This window comes from Streptomyces ferrugineus (assembly GCF_015160855.1).
In the GTDB taxonomy this organism is placed as follows: Bacteria; Actinomycetota; Actinomycetes; order Streptomycetales; family Streptomycetaceae; genus Streptomyces; species Streptomyces ferrugineus.
The window spans coordinates 7,581,091-7,598,924 of record NZ_CP063373.1; the positions used below are offsets into that span (position 1 = coordinate 7,581,091).

16 protein-coding genes and 1 riboswitch are annotated in these 17,834 nt (G+C 71.8%); of the genes, 4 read left to right on the top strand and 12 right to left on the bottom strand.

Features of this window, described 5'->3' with window-relative positions; genetic code table 11:
• Positions 1 to 384: 384 nt before the first annotated feature.
• Positions 385 to 1,425 (top strand): septation protein SepH, encoded by a 1,041-nt coding sequence (gene sepH, locus IM697_RS33865; RefSeq protein WP_194039894.1) that lies wholly within the window; start codon positions 385 to 387, stop codon positions 1,423 to 1,425.
• A 152-nt stretch (positions 1,426 to 1,577) separates the two neighbouring features.
• On the opposite strand, the gene IM697_RS33870 is transcribed toward sepH, so the two are convergent.
• A complete protein-coding gene (locus IM697_RS33870) occupies positions 1,578 to 2,420 on the bottom strand; it encodes a sulfurtransferase (protein ID WP_194039895.1) in 843 nt (280 codons plus the stop codon).
• A gap of 295 nt (positions 2,421 to 2,715) precedes the next feature.
• On the opposite strand from IM697_RS33870, the gene IM697_RS33875 reads away from it, so the two are divergent.
• Both IM697_RS33875 and IM697_RS33880 read left to right on the top strand, forming a co-directional pair.
• Positions 2,716 to 3,519 (top strand): VOC family protein, encoded by an 804-nt coding sequence (locus IM697_RS33875; protein WP_194039896.1) that lies wholly within the window; start codon positions 2,716 to 2,718, stop codon positions 3,517 to 3,519.
• 25 nt (positions 3,520 to 3,544) lie between these two features.
• The gene (locus tag IM697_RS33880) at positions 3,545 to 3,790 is read left to right on the top strand and encodes a hypothetical protein (RefSeq protein ID WP_194039897.1); all 246 of its coding nucleotides are present in this window, start codon (positions 3,545 to 3,547) and stop codon (positions 3,788 to 3,790) included.
• Here IM697_RS33880 and IM697_RS33885 read toward each other — a convergent pair.
• The 7 genes from IM697_RS33885 to IM697_RS33915 all read right to left on the bottom strand — a co-directional run bounded on the left by IM697_RS33885 (position 3,777) and on the right by IM697_RS33915 (position 12,279).
• Positions 3,777 to 4,274 (bottom strand): hypothetical protein, encoded by a 498-nt coding sequence (locus IM697_RS33885; RefSeq protein ID WP_194039898.1) that lies wholly within the window; start codon positions 4,272 to 4,274, stop codon positions 3,777 to 3,779. The genes IM697_RS33880 and IM697_RS33885 overlap by 14 nt on opposite strands.
• A gap of 214 nt (positions 4,275 to 4,488) precedes the next feature.
• The gene (locus IM697_RS33890; protein WP_228044285.1) at positions 4,489 to 5,166 is read right to left on the bottom strand and encodes a hypothetical protein; all 678 of its coding nucleotides are present in this window, start codon (positions 5,164 to 5,166) and stop codon (positions 4,489 to 4,491) included.
• 230 nt (positions 5,167 to 5,396) lie between these two features.
• Positions 5,397 to 6,452, bottom strand: a complete 1,056-nt coding sequence (locus IM697_RS33895; protein WP_194039900.1) for a Clp protease N-terminal domain-containing protein — start codon at positions 6,450 to 6,452, stop codon at positions 5,397 to 5,399.
• Positions 6,453 to 6,902: 450 nt separating this feature from the next.
• Positions 6,903 to 7,553, bottom strand: a complete 651-nt coding sequence (locus IM697_RS33900) for a thymidine kinase (protein WP_194039901.1) — start codon at positions 7,551 to 7,553, stop codon at positions 6,903 to 6,905.
• A gap of 46 nt (positions 7,554 to 7,599) precedes the next feature.
• The gene (locus IM697_RS33905; protein ID WP_194039902.1) at positions 7,600 to 8,793 is read right to left on the bottom strand and encodes an alkaline phosphatase family protein; all 1,194 of its coding nucleotides are present in this window, start codon (positions 8,791 to 8,793) and stop codon (positions 7,600 to 7,602) included.
• Positions 8,793 to 9,380 (bottom strand): DUF5998 family protein, encoded by a 588-nt coding sequence (locus IM697_RS33910; protein ID WP_194039903.1) that lies wholly within the window; start codon positions 9,378 to 9,380, stop codon positions 8,793 to 8,795. The genes IM697_RS33905 and IM697_RS33910 overlap by 1 nt, the downstream gene beginning before the upstream one ends.
• Positions 9,381 to 9,432: 52 nt before the next feature.
• Positions 9,433 to 12,279, bottom strand: coding sequence for a bifunctional acetate--CoA ligase family protein/GNAT family N-acetyltransferase (locus IM697_RS33915; RefSeq protein WP_194039904.1), 2,847 nt, complete (start codon positions 12,277 to 12,279; stop codon positions 9,433 to 9,435).
• Between the two features lie 179 nt (positions 12,280 to 12,458).
• Here IM697_RS33915 and IM697_RS33920 point away from each other — a divergent pair, with 179 nt between their 5' ends.
• The gene (locus IM697_RS33920) at positions 12,459 to 12,740 is read left to right on the top strand and encodes an HPr family phosphocarrier protein (protein WP_194039905.1); all 282 of its coding nucleotides are present in this window, start codon (positions 12,459 to 12,461) and stop codon (positions 12,738 to 12,740) included.
• Positions 12,741 to 12,920: 180 nt separating this feature from the next.
• Here IM697_RS33920 and IM697_RS33925 read toward each other — a convergent pair whose 3' ends face one another.
• The 4 genes from IM697_RS33925 to IM697_RS33940 form a co-directional block, all read right to left on the bottom strand.
• On the bottom strand, positions 12,921 to 13,616 hold the full coding sequence (locus IM697_RS33925) for a GntR family transcriptional regulator (protein ID WP_194039906.1): 696 nt from the start codon (positions 13,614 to 13,616) through the stop codon (positions 12,921 to 12,923).
• Between the two features lie 188 nt (positions 13,617 to 13,804).
• Complete coding sequence (locus IM697_RS33930) at positions 13,805 to 14,590, bottom strand: M23 family metallopeptidase (protein WP_194039907.1); 786 nt, start codon at positions 14,588 to 14,590, stop codon at positions 13,805 to 13,807.
• A 13-nt stretch (positions 14,591 to 14,603) separates the two neighbouring features.
• Positions 14,604 to 14,767, bottom strand: a riboswitch (cyclic di-AMP (ydaO/yuaA leader).
• Positions 14,768 to 14,980: 213 nt separating this feature from the next.
• Complete coding sequence (locus IM697_RS33935) at positions 14,981 to 16,369, bottom strand: M16 family metallopeptidase (protein ID WP_194039908.1); 1,389 nt, start codon at positions 16,367 to 16,369, stop codon at positions 14,981 to 14,983.
• Entirely contained in the window at positions 16,366 to 17,733 is a 1,368-nt protein-coding gene (locus IM697_RS33940) for a M16 family metallopeptidase (protein WP_194039909.1), read from the bottom strand. Before IM697_RS33940 ends, IM697_RS33935 begins: the two co-directional genes overlap by 4 nt.
• Positions 17,734 to 17,834: the final 101 nt, after the last annotated feature.

Below are 17,834 nucleotides of genomic sequence, written 5' to 3' on the forward strand. Positions count from 1 at the left end.
GACGTTTGCGTGAAGTACGCCACGTTTCCAGGACCCAAACCGCCCGGGAGAAGGCCGAGTCAGGCCCCTTGCCGGAAGTTGGACGGCGTGCCAATCCACGCACGTGGCCCAAATGGAGTACTGTGGCGAGCCCTGGGTCCGGTCTCCCGCCTGGGCATCCGTGGCCTTCAAGGACCGCCGGGAGGGGGCTAGTTGCACAGGGTGACGGAGTTGGTCACTTAGCGTTGCGAATAGGTAACCGTGCCATAACGGCGATCCAGGGCCCGCGCCCGACACGCCGGGCAACTCGGCAAGGTTGTGGCAGGCTGCACCCGGGCAGGCCACACTCGACTAGCGGAAGCAGCGACGCACGTGACGTCGGCAGGCACCACCCGGGAGGTCCCCATGCCCGAACTGCGTGTCGTGGCCGTCTCGAATGACGGCACACGGCTGGTGCTCAAGGCTGCCGACGCAACGGAGTACACCCTTCCCATCGACGAACGCCTGCGCGCAGCCGTGCGCGGCGACCGGCCCCGACTCGGCCAGATCGAGATCGAGGTGGAGAGCCATCTCCGCCCCCGTGACATCCAGGCGCGTATACGCGCTGGTGCGACCGCGGAAGAGGTCGCCCAGCTCGCCGGCATCCCCGTCGACCGCGTACGCCGCTTCGAGGGCCCCGTCCTCGCCGAGCGCGCGTTCATGGCCGAGCGGGCCCGCAAGACCCCCGTCCGCCGGCCCGGCGAGAACGCGGCGGGTCCCCAGCTCGGCGAGGCCGTGCAGGAGCGACTCCTGCTGCGCGGCGCCGACAAGGACACCGTGCAGTGGGACTCCTGGCGCCGCGACGACGGCACCTGGGAGGTGCTGCTGGTCTACATGGTGGCGGGCGAACCGCACTCGGCGAGCTGGACGTACGACCCGCCCCGGCGGCTCGTCCAGGCAGTCGACGAGGAGGCGCGCTCGCTGATCGGCGAGTCCGAGGACCTCGCCGCGCCGGAGCCCAGCTTCCCGTTCGTGCCGCGCATCGCCCGGCTTCCGCGCGAGCGTTCGATGGACCGCGCCCTCGACCGCGAGCGGCCGAGCCTGCCCGCGCAGGCCTCCGAACCGGCCGAGGAGACCTCGGAGGAGCGGGACTCGCTGACCAGTCTGCTGGAGGCGGTGCCGAGCTTCCGCGGCGACCTGGTGGTCCCGGAGCGCCCCTCGGAGCCAGAGGAGGAGGAGCCGCCGCCCGCCGAACCGGCCGCGGAGGAGCCTCCCGCGCCCGCCGCCTCGGCCGGCTCCGCCTACGCGGACGTCCTCATGCCCCGCTCGGTCACCAGCCACCGTGACCGCCTCATCGGCGCCACCGACCGACAGGCCGAGGCGGACGGCGTCCGTCCGGGCCGCCGCGCCGCCGTCCCCAGCTGGGACGAGATCGTGTTCGGCACCCGCCGGAAGAAGCAGGAGTAGTCGGCCGTACGGCTGCGGACACGGCCGTACGAGGACGAGGGCCGCGCTGGTTGCAGCGCGGCCCTCGTGCTGCGGGGCGAAAGGGACGCCCGCACGTCCGCTGGCCTGGGCCCGGGCCTGGGCTTGGGCCTGGTCCCCCAACCCCGTACGCCCTACTGCGGATCCGGCCCCACGGCCACCGGCCGGGACGGGTCCGACGACCACTCCGACCACGAGCCGACGTACAGGTCCGCCGGAATGCCGGCCACCGCCAGGGCCAGCACCTCGTGGGCGGCGGAGACACCCGAGCCGCAGTACACGCCGACCCGGGTGTCCTCGGCGGCACCCAGGGACTTGAAGCGGGCGGCGAGTTCCTCGGCGGGCAGGAAGCGGCCGTCCTCGGCCACGTTGTCGTTGGTGGGGGCGGACAGCGCGCCGGGGATGTGGCCGGCGACCGGATCGATGGGCTCGACCTCGCCGCGGTACCGCTCCCCCGCTCGCGCGTCCAGCAGTACGCCCGACCGGGCGAGCGCCGCGGCACCGTCGGCGTCGAGCAGGCCCACCGCGCCCGGCGCCGGCTCGAAGTCGCCCTCCGCCGGAGCCGGTACCGAGGTCTCCAGCGGGCCCTGCCAGGCCGCCAGACCGCCATCCAGGACGCGTACGTCGGGGTGCCCCGTCCAGCGCAGCAGCCACCACGCGCGGGCCGCCGCCCAGCCCTGCCCGCCGTCGTACACGACCACCGGCGTCCCGGACGACACCCCCGCGCGCCGCATCGCCGTACCGAATTCGGCCACGTCGGGCAGCGGGTGGCGGCCGTGCGCACCGGGCGCGGAGGCCAGTTCGCGGTCCAGATCGACGTAGGCCGCGCCGGGGATGTGCCCGGCCTCGTACGCGGCCCGGCCGTCGAACGGGGGCCCGCCGGGGGCGCTCAGCTGCCAGCGGACGTCGAGCAGGACCGGAGAGTTGGCGCCCGCCCGCGCGGCGGCGAGTTCGGATGCGGAGATGATGGCGTTCATGACCCCCATCCTCGCGCACGGGGTGGCCGCGGCGGTCGGCTCCGGATACTCTCCCGCCGTACAGGCCCGATCACGAGGCGTACGGGATCGGGCACATGCTGTACAGCCGATCGACATCCGTCGGCAATCGCACGGAAACGGGCGGTGAATCGCACACCGGGCATCCTCCGGTCACCGGCCGTCGTGCGGCGGCGCGCCCGAAGCGCGCGTGGCCACGGGTGGTGCGAGCATCGGCACGGGGGTCCGGACTGCGGAAGCTACGCGGCCACCGCGAGGGGCCGAGGAGAGAGTGACGATGACCGAGGCACGGGGGTCGGCCGGCCAGAACGGCGCGACGCACGCTCGGCACGCGCCCGGCACGCCCTGCTGGGTGAGCCTGATGGTGCACGGGCCGGCCGCGACCCAGGAGTTCTACGGAGCGCTGTTCGGCTGGGAGTTCCAGCCCGGCCCCCAGCAGCTCGGCCCTTACGTGCGGGCCCTGCTCGACGGCCGTGAGGTGGCCGGCATCGGCCAGCTGCCGCCCGACCGCCACCTCCCGATCGCCTGGACGCCCTACCTCGCCTCGAACGACGTGGACCTGACCGCCGAGACGGTACGACTGTGCGGAGGCACCGTCGGGGTCGGCCCGCTGGACGCCGCCGAGGCCGGTCGGCTGGCGATCTGCTCCGACCCCTCCGGCGCCGTCTTCGGCCTCTGGCAGGCGGCGAGACACCTCGGCACGGCCATCACGGGCGTGCCGGGCACCCCGGCCTGGAACGAGCTGCTGACCTTCGAGTCCGTGAACGTCGCCAAGTTCTACGAGACGGTGTTCGGCTACGAGGAGGAGGCGGTGGTCTCCGCCGACCTCGACTACGTCACCCTGAACATCGACGGCCGCCCCGTCGCCGGCGTCCACGGCATCGGCAACGCACTGCCGCGCGACCGGGGTCCGCACTGGATGACGTACTTCGAAGTCGCCGACACGGACGAGGCGGTGGCCCACGTCGTCGACCTCGGCGGCCATGTGCTGCGACCGGCCCACGACAGCGCCCACGGCCGGGTGGCGACGGTGGCGGACCCGGAGGGGGCCCGGTTCTCCCTGATCCAGGATGCGTGCTGACGGCGGCCCGGGGCGGGGCGGGGCCGTGGCTCAGAACCTCGACCTGGAGCACCTCGACCCGGTCGGCGAGTTCCACGCGCGCGAGTTGGTCCGCCACCGCCGCGTCGGCGCCACCGACAGCTGGTCCACGTCCGTGACGTGCGTGGACGCGCTGGGCCTGATCCGCGATCGGTTGGATGGGAAGCGTTTGCCGCTTCAGGCCTCGGAGCTGTCTCCCGGCCCGCTCGGAAGCTTCGGCCTCTTTCTCCCCTACGGAGCTACTTCGTACTGAACTTCAGTACGGCGCCATCCTTGTTGACCACGGTGGCATCGACGGTCGTCTTCTTGCCGCCCGCTGTCGAGAACGCGGCTTCCCCGCCGTCGCCGAAGCTCACATAGCCCAGGAATCCCGAGGAATCGAAGCGCATGAGGGTGACTGTGGAGTACTTGACGGTGACGTGCAGATACCCGTCGCCGATCACGACGTCCACCGGCTCGGTGACGACGATTTCGCAGTTCCCGTCCTTGCAGGCTCCGGTGTCCTTGCCGTCCTTGGCCTCGGGCAGCGGGCCGGTCGGGGAGGGGCTCGGGGACGCGGGCTCAGCGGACTCAGCCGGCTCGGCGGGCTTCGAGGGCTCTGAGGGCCTTGAGGGCTTTGAGGCGCTGGGTGACGGCTTGGCCTCGGATGTATCCGTGTCCTTGTCCGACGAACAACCGCCGACGGCCAGTACGCCCACGACCACCACCGCCGCGACGCGCTTCACTCGTGCAGGCATGCCCATACCCTCACTTCTCACAATCCCTTGCGGCCGTCGGCCTCATACTCACGCGCCTTGCCCGGGAGCCCTCCCAGGACGGCCGTCCCCCCTGCGCACCTTGTACGCCTTCACCGGGACCGCGATCTTGTGGACGGTCACGTTCACAATGTCGGCCAACGGGGTGCATGGGCAGTGACGGCCGAGTTCGGTGGGGATATGACTCAAGTCGTGGCTAGGACGGGTCGCTTCGATCAGCGGTGCCGGAGATCGCCGGGACGGCGTCTTGGCGCACCGACCGCCGTTCCACGCCCCAGCGCCGCCAGGCGAGGGCAAAGCCGACTCCGGCCATCAGCGCGGGAACGGCCAACTCCACAGCCAGTGATGCCATCCAGTCGGGATTCATCTGCCGCGTCAAGCCGCTGGTGTACTGGCAGGTCGCCTGGGGCGGGAAGAAGCTGTACTCCAGCGTCCTGGGCGCGTTGGTCGTCCAGTCCGCTCCCGTCGAGCAGGCCGACGACGGTCCCGCGAACAGCTTCCATCCGGCCAGTGTGTAGAACATGAGGAACACGGAGCCGGTCACAAAGAACGCGGCCCCCGTGCGGCGGAGTTTCTCGGCCCTGGTCATCGGCACAACCAGATCGCTACCGAGTCGCGGATCGAAACACTCCGCGATCAGGGCGGTGAACAGGCAGATGACCATGACCAGCAGGCTGCCCCACAGCAGCACTTCAAGTACTCCCTGGCCTCCGATGGAGGAGACCTCTCCGTGCTGGAACTCGCAGATGGTGGCAGGTGGAAACGCCTGATCCCGCACCCGCAGGAGCCGGCCGGGCCCCTGCGTCAACCCCTGCATGCACCGCTCGTCGAACTCGAGCATGCCGAACAGGGCGAGCGCCGAGCCGACCACCACGGCACCGAACGAGATTCCCGCCGCGGCCCATAGGCCGCCCGTCCGATAGCCGCCATGCGTACGCGCGTTTGACATTCGCGCACAGTAGCCGACCGCAGCCCTCCTCCTGACGGGATCGGCCCCGCGCCCGACGGGTCTGCCGGGGCCGCGGAAGGAGGACGACGGAGCCCTCAACGCCCCTGAGCGCTTGGGCGGCAGGCATGTTGACGAAGCCGAGACCGAATGGCCTGTCAGTCGCCGGTTGCGGTGGTCAGCGCGTCGATCAGCTGCTTGGCGCGTGTCTGCTCCCTCAGCAGGATCTCGACCAGGGGACCCGTGCCCGGATCGGCCACCGTTCCGCTGCTTGAATCGGCCGACCCCACCGCGCTCGGGCCCGCGGCCTCATCGATGTACTGCTCCACGGCTCGGGCGTCGGCCGTCAGACGGACGCGGTCGCCGGTCAGAGCGCCGTGAACCGAGGCGTAGTCGATGCCCAGGCCGGCCAGCCGCTCACCGCCCGCGTACCGGGTGCCGGGCGCGGGGGCGCTCTCCGCTGCGAGATGCGGGTACTGGAGCGCGACCTCGTGGGTGGCCAGGATCGCCAGCAGGACATGCTCGGTGCCCACCGCGCCGTGGCCGAGACGACGTGCCTGTTCATACGTCTCCATGCGGACCCACCAGGCCGGTGTGGACGCCCAGTTGACCCCGCCGAGCTTGAGCAGCCACCGCTGCCAGAAGGGCATCCGGCGATAGTGGCTACGGCCGAGAAGAACGTCGCGGGTGGCGTGCAGCAGGGGGGAAAGGCCGTCCTCCCGGCTGCCCCCGGTGCCGCCGTCGAGGCGGACGCGTACGGCCTGTGGTGAGACGCCGCACGCGCCCAGGAGTTCCACCGCGCGGTTGTCCTCCTCCAGCAAGCTCCGCAGCAGATGAGCCGCGCCGAACTTCGCCGCGCCCTCCCGCCGCGCCTGCTCCATCGCCGCGGTCAGCGCCCTGGCCGCGGCGCCCGTGAAGCAGCTGTCCCGGTCGCCGTCGTCCCCCAGCACGTCCTTCGCGGCAACGCTTGCCTCGACGTCGTCGGCACCGCTCCACGCACCGTCCCGGTCCATCCGGTCTCGCAGCACCGCCAACAGCGCGGTCTTGGTCGCCCCTTCGTCTGCGAGTGCCTCGCGCGCAGCACCCTTGGCAGTGGTAATGCCAGCCAGTAGATGCTCGGTGCCGATGGCTCCGCCCTTGTCGGCCCCCTGGGCGCCGCGGGCGGCCCCCAGGATTCCCACGACGGCCCAGTCGGGCTCCTTGATCGCGTCCATGCGGCCTTCCTGTACTCGCTGATCCTGGCGTGCAGCCTCCCTGCCCGGGGGTGGACACCGCATCGCCCCAGAGGCGGATCTCCTCCAGCCCTCTAGGCGTACGTGACTCGACTGAGGCTGTATTGGTCATCGGACAGCCTTCCGAAGATGTGCGGACATAGTCACGACGCGCCCCTCCCGAACCCACGGCCCAGAGCCTCCCGCTCCCCCATGGCCGGCGCGGCCAACAAGTGAGTCGACGCACTTCTCACCGGCCAGAGGTCAGGCCGGGTCCTTTCCGAGGGTGCGCCCGCGCGGCCCGCGCGCTTCGGTGACTCGGGCTCGGGCCGCCGGTACGGGCTGAGCTCGTCCTCGGTTGCCGCTGAGTGCCCACCCCAGAGCCATGGTCCTCGAGCGCCCGGGCCGCTCCCGCCGTTGCGCTGCAACCCTCGCTCGGGACGCGCCCAGAGGTCAGGTGGCGGTGACCGGCAGCACGTCCGGCGACAGCGCCGCCGCCCGCGCCGTGGCGCTCGTCATCCGCCGGCGGTGATGACGTCGGCAGAGCACCTCGTACCCGACTTCCGCCGCCGACTGAGCCACGTCGCCCACGACGACCTGCTCCCCCTCGACGACCATCTCCCCACCCACGGTGCGGGCATTGTGCGTGGCCCGCGCACCGCACCAGCACATCGCCTCGACCTGCAGGGTCTCCAGGCGATCGGCAAGTTCGATCAGACGCTGGGAGCCAGGAAAAAGCCTCGTCCGGAAGTCGGTGGTGATGCCGAACGCGAAGACGTCCAGCTCCAAGTCATCCACGATCCGGGCCAGTTGGTCGATCTGCCCGGACAGCAGGAACTGGGCCTCGTCCACGATCACGTAGTCGACCCGGCCACCCCGAGACAACTCCTCCACCACGTACCCGTACAGATCCAGCCCCGGCCCAGCCTCCACCGCGTCGGTCACCAGCCCCAGACGCGACGACAACTTGCCCTCACCCGCACGGTCATCACGCGTGAAGATCAGGCCCTGGAGACCACGCGCGGTTCGATTATGTTCGATCTGTAGCGCCAAGGTTGACTTCCCGCAGTCCATCGTGCCTGAGAAGAACACCAGCTCGGGCATGTCGAGTTGAGCACCTTTCGGCGACGAAGGGGACTGAGGAAGGTCGTCAGGAGCGTACTTCGAGCAGGGGTACGAGCTGCTCGGCGGGGGTCATGGAACCGTGGTTGCCGACCATCGCCGACTCCTTCGGCTCCCGCTCGGAGGCGATGATCAGGACGTCGTCCCGCGCGGCCGCGACCACGTCGCCGATCCGTTCGTACACCCGCTCGTCGATCTGCGGCCCGAACCAGCCCGCGGCGATCGCCTCGTCGCGCGAGGCCACCCAGAACTGCTCGCCGAGCACCTCGCGCCAGCAGGTCAGGACGTCGCCGGCGGCGCCGGGCACCGCGTAGACGTGCCGCGCCCGGCCCTCGCCGCCCAGCAGGGCGACACCGGCGCGCAGTTCCCAGTCCTCGTCGAAGTCGATGCGGTGCTGCTCGTCGAAGGGCACGTCGATCATGCCGTGGTCGGCGGTGACGTAGAGCGCGCTGCGCGGCGGGAGCTGCTCGGCGAGGCGCTGGACGAGCCGGTCGACGTACATGAGCTGGCCGCGCCAGGTGTCGGAGTCGACGCCGTAGCGGTGTCCCGAGCCGTCGAGTTCGGCGTAGTACGTGTAGACCAGGGAGCGGTCGCCCTCGGCCAGTTGCTCGGCCGCGAGGTCCATGCGCTCCTCGCCGGTCAGCCGCCCGAGGAACGTTCCGCCACTGAGCGCGATCTTGGTCAGCGGGGTGTTCTCGAAGGTGGGCGACGACACCTGGGCGGCGTGCACACCCGCCCGCTGCGCCAGCTCGAAGACGGTGGGGTACGGCTGCCAGGCGCGCGGCGGGGTCCATGGGCGCCAGCGCAGCTGGTTCATCAGCTCGCCGGTCTCGGGGTTGCGCGCGGTGTAGCCGGGCAGGCCGTGCGCCCCGGGCGGCAGGCCGGTGCCGACGGAGGCGAGGGAGGTCGCGGTGGTCGCGGGGTAGCCCGCGGTGATCGGGCGGCCGGTGCCGCCGCGCGAGCTGGCCAGCAGCGAGGCCATGAACGGCGCTTCCTCGGGGTGTGCCCTGAGCTGCTCCCAGCCGAGTCCGTCGATCAGGAACACGCAGTTGCGGTCGGCCGCGGTCAGCTCGGTGATGGTGGCGGTCATGCCGGGTACGGCCATGCCCGCGGCCAGCGTGGGCAGCAGATCGGCGAGCGAGCCGCTGCCGTACTCGGGGGGCGGCGCGGAGGTGACGGCGAGGGGTTCCGGGTGGGGGTCCCAGGCGGTGGACTGCGTCATCAGCGGGCGACGTCCGCGGTCGCCTCGGAGAGCGACTGCGCGAAGACGAGCGCCTGGCGCACGGTCTCGGGGCCGTCACCGGCCTCGCTGACCCGCAGGCTGAGGTCGTCCGCCGTGGAGTTGCCCGTGTAGCCGTGGTCGGCCTCGCAGTTGGGGTCGCCGCAGGCGGCGGGCTCCAGATCGATACGGGAGACGGCGCCCCAGCCGATGGTGAGGACGACCTCGCGGGGCAGGGTGCCCGGCGCGTACTGCTCCGGGTTGGCGACCACGCGGCTGACCACGACCGAGGAGATCCGGCCGAGCTTGACCGACTCGGTGGACGTCGTGGCGTACGGCGTCGGGGAGGTGCTGTCGGCGGCCTGCTCGTCGGTGTGGCTGACGATGAAGCGGTTGCCGGTGAGGACCAGGACGGTCACATGCCGCCGCACCTCGTTCTGGTCGAACGTCGTCTCCTGGTGGACCAGGTACGACCGGATGGGCTCGCCGCCCACAGCGGCCTCCACCGCCTCGGCCACGAGGGCCGGGTAGTAGCCGCTGCGCTCGATCGCCGCTCGCAGCCCCTGGGTCGTCGTACTGGTCTTGGCCATGACGCCCATCCTACGGGGGCGCACTGACTGCGAGGGACCGGTCACGGCGGTCTCAGTACGTAGGCAGAGTCCGCGGCCCGAGGTCGTCGCGGGCGGGCGGCGGTGCGAGGCGTACGGAGGCGCCGAGCACGCTCAGGCCGTGCGTGGCGACGACGACCGGCTCCAGGGTGACCGCGACGACCTCGGGATGGTCGTCGACCAGCCGCGACACCCTCAGCAGCAGTTCCTCCAGGGCAGGGGTGTCGACGGGGGTGGAGCCGCGCCAGCCGAACAGGAGCGGTGCCGTCCGGATCGAGCGGACGATCGAGGTCGCGTCGCGGTCGGTGACCGGGATCAGCCGGTGCGCGGTGTCACCGAGCAACTGGGAGGCGGCTCCGGCGAGCCCGAAGGACAGCACGGCGCCGGCCGCGGGGTCGATCACGGCCCGTACGACGGTGTCCACGCCGCGCGGCGCCATGCTCTGCACGACCGGCCTGAGCTCCTCCGGCCTGCCGAACAGCTCGGTCAGTTCGGTGTACGCCCGCCGCAGTTGCTCCTCGTCCGCGAGATCGAGCCGTACGCCGCCGAGGTCGGCGCGGTGCCGCAGGTGCGGGGCGGTGGCCTTGAGGGCGACGGGGTAGCCGAGGGTGCGGGCGGCGTCGGCGGCCGCATCGGGGCTGGGGGCGTGCAGGGCGCGGTGTACCTGGACGCCGTACTTGCCGAGCAGGTCGCAGGTCTCGTCCGTGCCGAGGGTGAGGCCCTGCCCGCGCGCGAGCAGCCCGTCGATCAGGCGGGCGGCGCCCTTCTCGTCGATGTCCTCGTACTCGGGCACCTTGCCGGGCTCGGCCGCCTCACGTCGCCACTGGGCGTACTTGACGGCCTCGGCGAGGGCGCGGACGGCGCGCTCTGCGGCGGGGTAGGCGGGGATGAGACGCGGGGCGTCGTCGGAGGTGTCCGCCGGCTCGGGCGCTGTCTCGGCCGGGAAGTCCAGGGGGCGGAAGGGGTGGGCGCGGGTCGCGCTGGCGGGCGCCTCGGGACGCGCCTTGGGTGCGGTGCTGGCCGCGGCCGACAGGGCCTCCGCCAGCCCGCCGAGCTCCACGTGCACCACCAGCACCGGCTTGCCCGGCATCCGCTCGGCCGCCGAGCGCAGGGCCTGGGCCAGTTCGGCGTCGCCGGTCGACATGTCGCCGATCGCCGGGATCGCGGTGACGACGACCGCGTCGCAGGTCTCGTCGGCGAGCGCGCGCGCGAGCGCGTCGTGGAAGTCCGCCGCCGACGCGGCCGTCGTCAGGTCCAGCGGCGGCAGCGGCCGCAGGCCCTCCGACAGGCAGGCGTCGTAGGTCAGCAGTCCCAGGGACTCGGAGTTCCCGAGGATCGCCACCCGGGGGCCGGCCGGCAGCGGCTGGCGCGCGAGCAGCAGGCCCGCGTCCACCAGCTCGGTGATCGTGTCGACGCGGATCACGCCGGCCTGCCGCAGCAGCTCGGACACGGTGGCGTGCGGCAGCCGGGTGACCCGTACGGTGTGGCCCTGCGGTGCCGCTCCCCCGTGCCGCGCGCCCTGCACCACGACCAGGGGCTTGGCGGCCGCCGTACGCCGGGCGAGGCGGGTGAACTTGCGCGGGTTGCCGATGGACTCCAGGTACATCAGCACGACGTCGGTGTCCGGGTCGTCATACCAGTACTGCAGGACGTCGTTGCCGGAGACGTCGGCCCGGTTGCCGGACGACACGAAGGTCGACACTCCTGTGACACCGGTCACTCCGCCGCCGCGCCGGTGCAGCCGGGACAGCAGGGCGATCCCGATGGCGCCGGACTGCGCGAACAGCCCGATGCGGCCCGGGCGGGGCATCTCGGGGGCGAGGGAGGCGTTCAGCCGTACGTCGGCGGCGGTGTTGATGACGCCGAAGGCGTTCGGGCCGATGATGCGCATGCCGTACGCGCGTGCGTGCCGGACGAGTTCGCGCTGGCGCCCGCGGCCCTCGGGCCCGCTCTCGGCGTACCCGGCGGAGAGCACGACCAGGCCCTGCACGCCGTGCTCGCCGCATTCGGCGACCACGTCGGGGACGTACGCGGCCGGCACGGCGACCACCGCGAGGTCGACCTGCTCGTCGATCTCGCGCACCGAGCGGTGCGCGGGCACTCCGTCGAGATCCTTGAGGTCCTCCGGGAACGCCTTGTTCACGGCGTACAGCCGCCCCGTGAACCCGGCCTGCCTGATGTTGCCGAGGACTGAGCGGCCCACCCCGCCGGGCGTGCGGCCCACGCCGATGACGGCGACGGAGCCGGGCACCAGCAGCCGGCGCACGGACCGCGCCTCGGCCCGCTGCTCGCGCGCGTACTGCACGGCGAGCGAGCGGTCGGTGGGCTCCAGGTCGAACTCCAGGCGTACGACGCCGTCCTCGAAGCTGCGCTTCTGGGTGTACCCGGCGTCGGTGAACACCTTGATCATCTTGGTGTTGGCGGGCAGCACCTCGGCGGCGAACCGGCGGATGTCGCGCTCGCGCGCGACGGCGGCGATGTGCTCGAGGAGGGCGGAGGCGACGCCGCGGCCCTGGTGGGCGTCCTGGACGAGGAAGGCGACCTCGGCCTCGTCGGCGGGTGCCGACGCGGGCATTCCGTCGGCGCCGATCCGGTCGTAGCGTACGGTTGCGATGAACTCGCCGCCCACCGTGGCCGCGAGTCCCACCCGGTCCACAAAGTCGTGGTGCGTGAAGCGGTGGACGTCCTTGGCGGACAGTCGCGGGTAGGGCGCGAAGAAGCGGTAGTACTTCGACTCGTCCGACACCTGCTCGTAGAAGCTGACCAGGCGCTCGGCGTCATCAACGGTGATGGGGCGGATGCGTGCGGTGCCGCCGTCGCGCAGCACCACGTCGGCTTCCCAGTGGGCGGGGTACTCGTGCCGGTCCGAGGCGCTCTGCATGGGGCCCAGAGTACGGCTCGCGTACGACAACGGCGCGGGGCAGTCTGTTCAGGACGTCACGTCGGGTCGAGGCCGCGACCCGACGGTCACTTGGGAGGGGACGTTCGTCCCGTTCCGGCATGCTTCACGAGTGTGGGAAACTGGTCTAGACAACCCTGAACACCGAAGGGCAGCATCACATGGCTGAGCGCCGCGTCAACGTCGGCTGGGCCGAGGGCCTCCACGCCCGCCCCGCCTCCATCTTCGTCCGAGCCGCCACGGCCACAGGCGTCCCGGTGACGATCGCCAAGGCCGACGGCAACCCCGTCAACGCGGCCTCCATGCTCGCCGTCCTGGGCCTGGGCGCCCAGGGCGGCGAGGAGATCGTCCTCGCCTCCGACGCCGAGGGTGCGGACGTCGCTCTCGACCGTCTGGCGAAGCTGGTCTCCGAGGGCCTCGAGGAGCTGCCCGAGACGGTCTGAACGACCTGAGCGGGACTCCGCAAGCAAGCGGTGAAGCCGCGTCCGTCTTTCCGGCGGGCGCGGCTTCGCTGTTTTCGTTCGGACCTCGCCGGAATTCACGGCACAGTGGCAGCTGATCCGAAAAAGGGCAGCGGAAATTCACCGTCGCCGAATAACTCCTCTTTGTATACGGCGCCTGTGTTAATGCCGCAGGCTCGGCATGTTTACGGCATGTTGCGAATTCCTCACACGCTCCGTGCGCTCACCGCCGGAGCCGAACCGCAGCCGGTGCGCGGACAGCGCGCGCTCGGTGTGCAGCGCCGTCATCGCGCGGGCGCGCTCGCCGTCGCCGCGCGCCACCGCGTCCACGATCGCGCCGTGCTCGGTCCAGGACTCCACGGGGTTGACCGGCGCCTCCACGGAGTACATCCAGGCGATCTTGTGCCGCAGCTGGGTCAGCATCGAGGTCATGGCGGGGCTGCCGGAGGCCTGGGCCAGCGTCTCGTGGAACCAGCCGCCCAGGGAGCGCAGGTCGTCGCTGTTTCCCCGCCTGGCCCGCTCCTGCCCCAGCCTGACCAGGCCGCGCAGGACCTTCAGATGGGCCTCGGTGCGCCGCTGGGCGGCCCGGGCGGCGCCGAGCGGCTCCAGGAGGGTGCGCATCTCCAGCAGGTCGGCGGCCTCCTGCTCGGTGGGTTCGGCGACGCACGCGCCCGCGTGCCGCCGGGTCACCACGAAGCCCTCCGCCTCCAGGGTGCGCAGGGCCTCCCGCACGGGGACGCGGGAGACGCCGTAGCGGCGCGCGAGCAGTTCCTCGGTGAGCCGGCTGCCGCGCTCGTAGACACCGGCGACGATGTCGTCCCGAATCGCCGTGCACACCGAATGCGCCGGAATACGCATGAGCGACCTCCGCCTTAATCCCCGTGAAACGTCGACGAATGACGTGTTCCCAGTGACTCTATGGCAACCGGCCGGAATTTCCGACGGCGGACCGGAATCCATGGATATTTTTTGGTCAGGAGATCGCCCGGAAAGGACGAAAGCCCCGGCTCGGTGAGCCGGGGCTTCGCGCGGGCGCGGTGCGGGCGTCAGACGTTCACGCCGTGCGAGCGCAGGTAGGCGACCGGGTCGATGTCGGAGCCGTACTCCGACGTGGTGCGGGCCTCGAAGTGCAGGTGCGGTCCGGTGACGTTGCCGGTGGCGCCGGACAGTCCGATCTGCTGGCCGGGGGTGACGGTCTGGCCCACCGAGACGCCTATGGACGACAGGTGGCCGTACTGGGTGTACGTGCCGTCGTTCATCTTGATCACGATGTTGTTGCCGTACGACCCGCCCCAGCCGGCCTCCACGACGGTGCCGGAGCCGACCGCCTGGACGGCGGTGCCGCTGGCGGCGTGGAAGTCGACGCCCGTGTGGCTGCCGGAGGACCAGACGGCGCCGCCGGACTTGTAGCCCGTGGAGATGTACGAGCCGGAGATCGGGGCGACGTAGGACAGCAGACGCTTGCGCTCGGCCTCGCGGGCGGCGCGCTCCTTGGCCTCGCGCTCCTGCTTGGCCTGCTCGGCCGCCTTGAGGCGCGCGGCCTCCTGTGCGGCCTGCTTCGCGGCGGCGGCCTCCTTGGCGGCCCGCTCCTGGGCGGCGGCCTGGGCGTCGAGCTGGTCGGCGATCGAGTTGTCGACGGTGATGACGGGGATGAGGCCGGTCTGCTCCGCGGCGGGCTCGGCGGCGAGCGCCGGGGCCGCCAGGGTGCCCATGACACCGGTGGCGGTGATCGCGGCGACGCCGGCCGCGCGGGCGGTGGAGCGCTCGAACCGGCTGGGCCGGCGATGCTTCCCGGTGGGGCGACTCTTCCCGGTGGCGCAGGTGAACGCCATGTAGTGGCTGGTCCTTTCCTTCCTTCTCGCCTACCGGGTTAGCTGACGGGTTCGGAGCAGGAAGGTCTCCTACGGACCCCCTCGCGGCTGCGCGGGCGTCCGATTCACCCCAGGGACTTCGGGTGGGTCCCCGGCTCCCCTGGCTCGCGCCGTACGGGGACTCGGCGATGGCTGTCCGGTGCCGCGGGTGCGGCGCACTGCCTGACGGACAGCCCGGAAGACGCTAAGCGGGGCGCCTTTCAATCCCCAAACGGATCAGGGTTTTTGTAGCGCATCCCACAGGCCAGACAGGCAACCTCTCCTCAATTCGGGCATAAAGGGGCCCTGGTGACTCTCGCGTCACCAGGGCCCCTACGCGCGCGTGCCGCCGTCCGGCGGCGGGCTCGTCCTCTACTCGGCTGCCACCACGGTGACTTCGCCGATGCCGAGGGCCTCGACGGGCTCCCGGATCTCGGCCGCGTCGCCGACCAGGATCGTCACCATCCGGTCCACCGGGAAGGCGCTCACGGCGGCCGCCGTGGCCTCGACGGTGCCGGTGGCGGCGAGCTGCTGGTACAGCGTCGCCTGGTAGTCGTCGGGCAGGTGCTGCTCGACCTGGTCCGCCAGCGTGTTCGCCACGGACGCGGCCGTCTCGTACTTCAGCGGCGCCACCCCGACGAGGTTCTGCACCGCGAAGTCCCGCTCGGCGTCGGTGAGCCCCTCGGTGGCGACACCGCGCAGGACCTTCCACAGGTCGTCCAGGGCCGGGCCGGTGTTCGGGGTGTCGACGGAGCCGCTGATGGCGAGCATGGCCGCGCCCGTGCCGTCCGGGGCGGAGCGCAGGACCTGGCCGAAGGCGCGCACCCCGTAGGTGTAGCCCTTCTCCTCGCGCAGCACCTTGTCCAGACGGGAGGTGAGGGTGCCGCCGAGGCAGTAGGTGCCGAGCACCTGCGCGGGCCACACGCGGTCGTGCCGGTCGGGTCCGATCCGGCCCATCAGCAGCTGCGTCTGGACGGCGCCGGGGCGGTCGACGATGACGACGCGACCGGTGTCGTCGGCGGTCACCGGCGGGACAGGGCGCGGCTCGCCCGGGGAGCCGGTCCAGGCGCCCAGGGTGTCGCCGAGCAGGGCGTCGAGGTCGACGCCGGTGAGGTCGCCGACGACCACGACGGTGGACGTGGCGGGCCGTACATGCCGCTCGTAGAAGGCGCGTACGCCCGCGGAGTCGATGCCGGCGACCGTGTCCTCGGTGCCCTGGCGCGGGCGGGACATGCGCGAGGTCGGCGGGAACAGCTCCTTGGAGAGCTCCTTGGCGGCCCGACGCGAGGGGTTGGCCAGCTCGTGCGGGATCTCGTCGAGCCGGTTGCGTACCAGGCGCTCGACCTCGGCGTCGGCGAACGCGGGTGCCCTGAGTGCGTCGGCGAGCAGGCCGAGCGCCTTGGGCAGGCGGGAGACGGGCACCTCGAGGCTGACGCGGACGCCGGGGTGGTCGGCGTAGGCGTCGAGGGTGGCGCCGCAGCGCTCCAGTTCGGCGGCGAACTCCTCGGCGGTGTGCTTGTCGGTGCCCTCGGACAGGGCGCGCGCCATGATCGTGGCGATGCCGTCGAGGCCCTTGGGCTCGGCGTCCAGGGGCGTGTCCAGGAGCACCTCCACGGCGACGACCTGCTGGCCGGGGCGGTGGCAGCGCAGGACCGTCAGGCCGTTGTCGAGCTTGCCGCGCTCGGGTGCCGGGAACGCCCAGGGCCGGGGCGCGCCGGCCTGGGGCTGCGGGTGGAACTCCATGCTGGCGAGCTCGGTCACTGCGCCGACTCCTCGTTCTCGTCGGTGGTGCCGTCGGTGGCGGCGGCTTCCGGTTCCTCGGCCTCGCCGGCGACCGGCTCGTACACGAGCACCGCGCGGTTGTCGGGACGCAGCCGGGCCTCGGCGACCGCCTGGACCTCCTCGGCGGTGACGTCGAGGACGCGCTTGACGGCGGTGAACGCGAGCTGCGGGTCGCCGAACAGGACGGCGTACCGGCACAGTTCGTCGGCGCGGCCCGCGACCGTGCCGAGCCGGTCCAGCCACTCACGCTCGATCTGGGCCTGAGCGCGCTCCATCTCCTCGGCGGTGGGGCCCTCCGCGGCGAAGCGGGCGAGCTCCTCGTCGACGGCGGCCTCGATGACGGGGACCTCGACGTCGCCGGAGGTCTTCACGTCCAGCCAGCCCAGGGAGGGCGCACCGGCCAGGCGCAGCAGGCCGAAGCCGGCCGCTACAGCCGTACGGTCGCGCCGGACGAGCCGGTTGTACAGGCGGGAGGACTCGCCGCCGCCGAGGACGGTCAGCGCCAGGTCGGCGGCGTCGCACTCGCGTGTGCCGTCATGGGGGAGGCGGTAGGCGGCCATCATCGCGCGCGCGGGGACGGTCTCCTCGACGACCTCGCGGAGCTGCTCGCCGATGGTGTCGGGCAGGGAGCCGTCGCGCGGTGCCGGTTTGCCGTCGTGGGAGGGGATGCTGCCGAAGTACTTCTCGACCCAGGCGAGCGTCTGGTCCGGGTCGATGTCGCCGACGATGGACAGGACGGCGTTGTTGGGCGCGTAGTAGGTGCGGAAGAACGCGCGCGCGTCCTCCAGGCTCGCCGCGTCCAGGTCGGCCATCGAGCCGATCGCCGTGTGGTGGTACGGGTGTCCGTCGGGGTACAGCAGCGCGGTCAGCTTCTCGAAGGCGGTGCCGTACGGGACGTTGTCGTAGCGCTGACGGCGCTCGTTCTTGACGACGTCGCGCTGGTTGTCCAGGCCCTCCTGGTCGAGTGCCACCAAGAGGCTGCCCATGCGGTCGGCCTCCAGCCAGAGCGCGAGCTCGAGCTGGTGGGCGGGCATGGTCTCGAAGTAGTTGGTGCGCTCGAAGCTGGTGGTGCCGTTCGGCGAGCCGCCCGCGCCCTGGACGAGCTCGAAGTGACCCGTGCCCTTCACGCTCCCCGATCCCTGGAACATCAGGTGCTCGAAGAGGTGGGCGAGTCCGGTACGGCCCTTGACCTCGTGGCGGGAGCCGACGTCGTACCAGAGACAGACCGCGGCGACCGGCGTGAGGTGGTCCTCGGAGAGCACCACGCGCAGGCCGTTGGCCAGGCGGTGCTCCGTCGCGGTGAGGCCGCCGGATTGTGCCTCCGGTGTGGCCGTGTGACCCATGGGCAAGGTGTCCTTCCGGTCGCGTGCACTGCGTTGTGCCGAGCGGGTTCGCGCTCAGTTCCTGCCACTGTATGCAGCGTCCGAAGGGTCGGCGAAGTTCC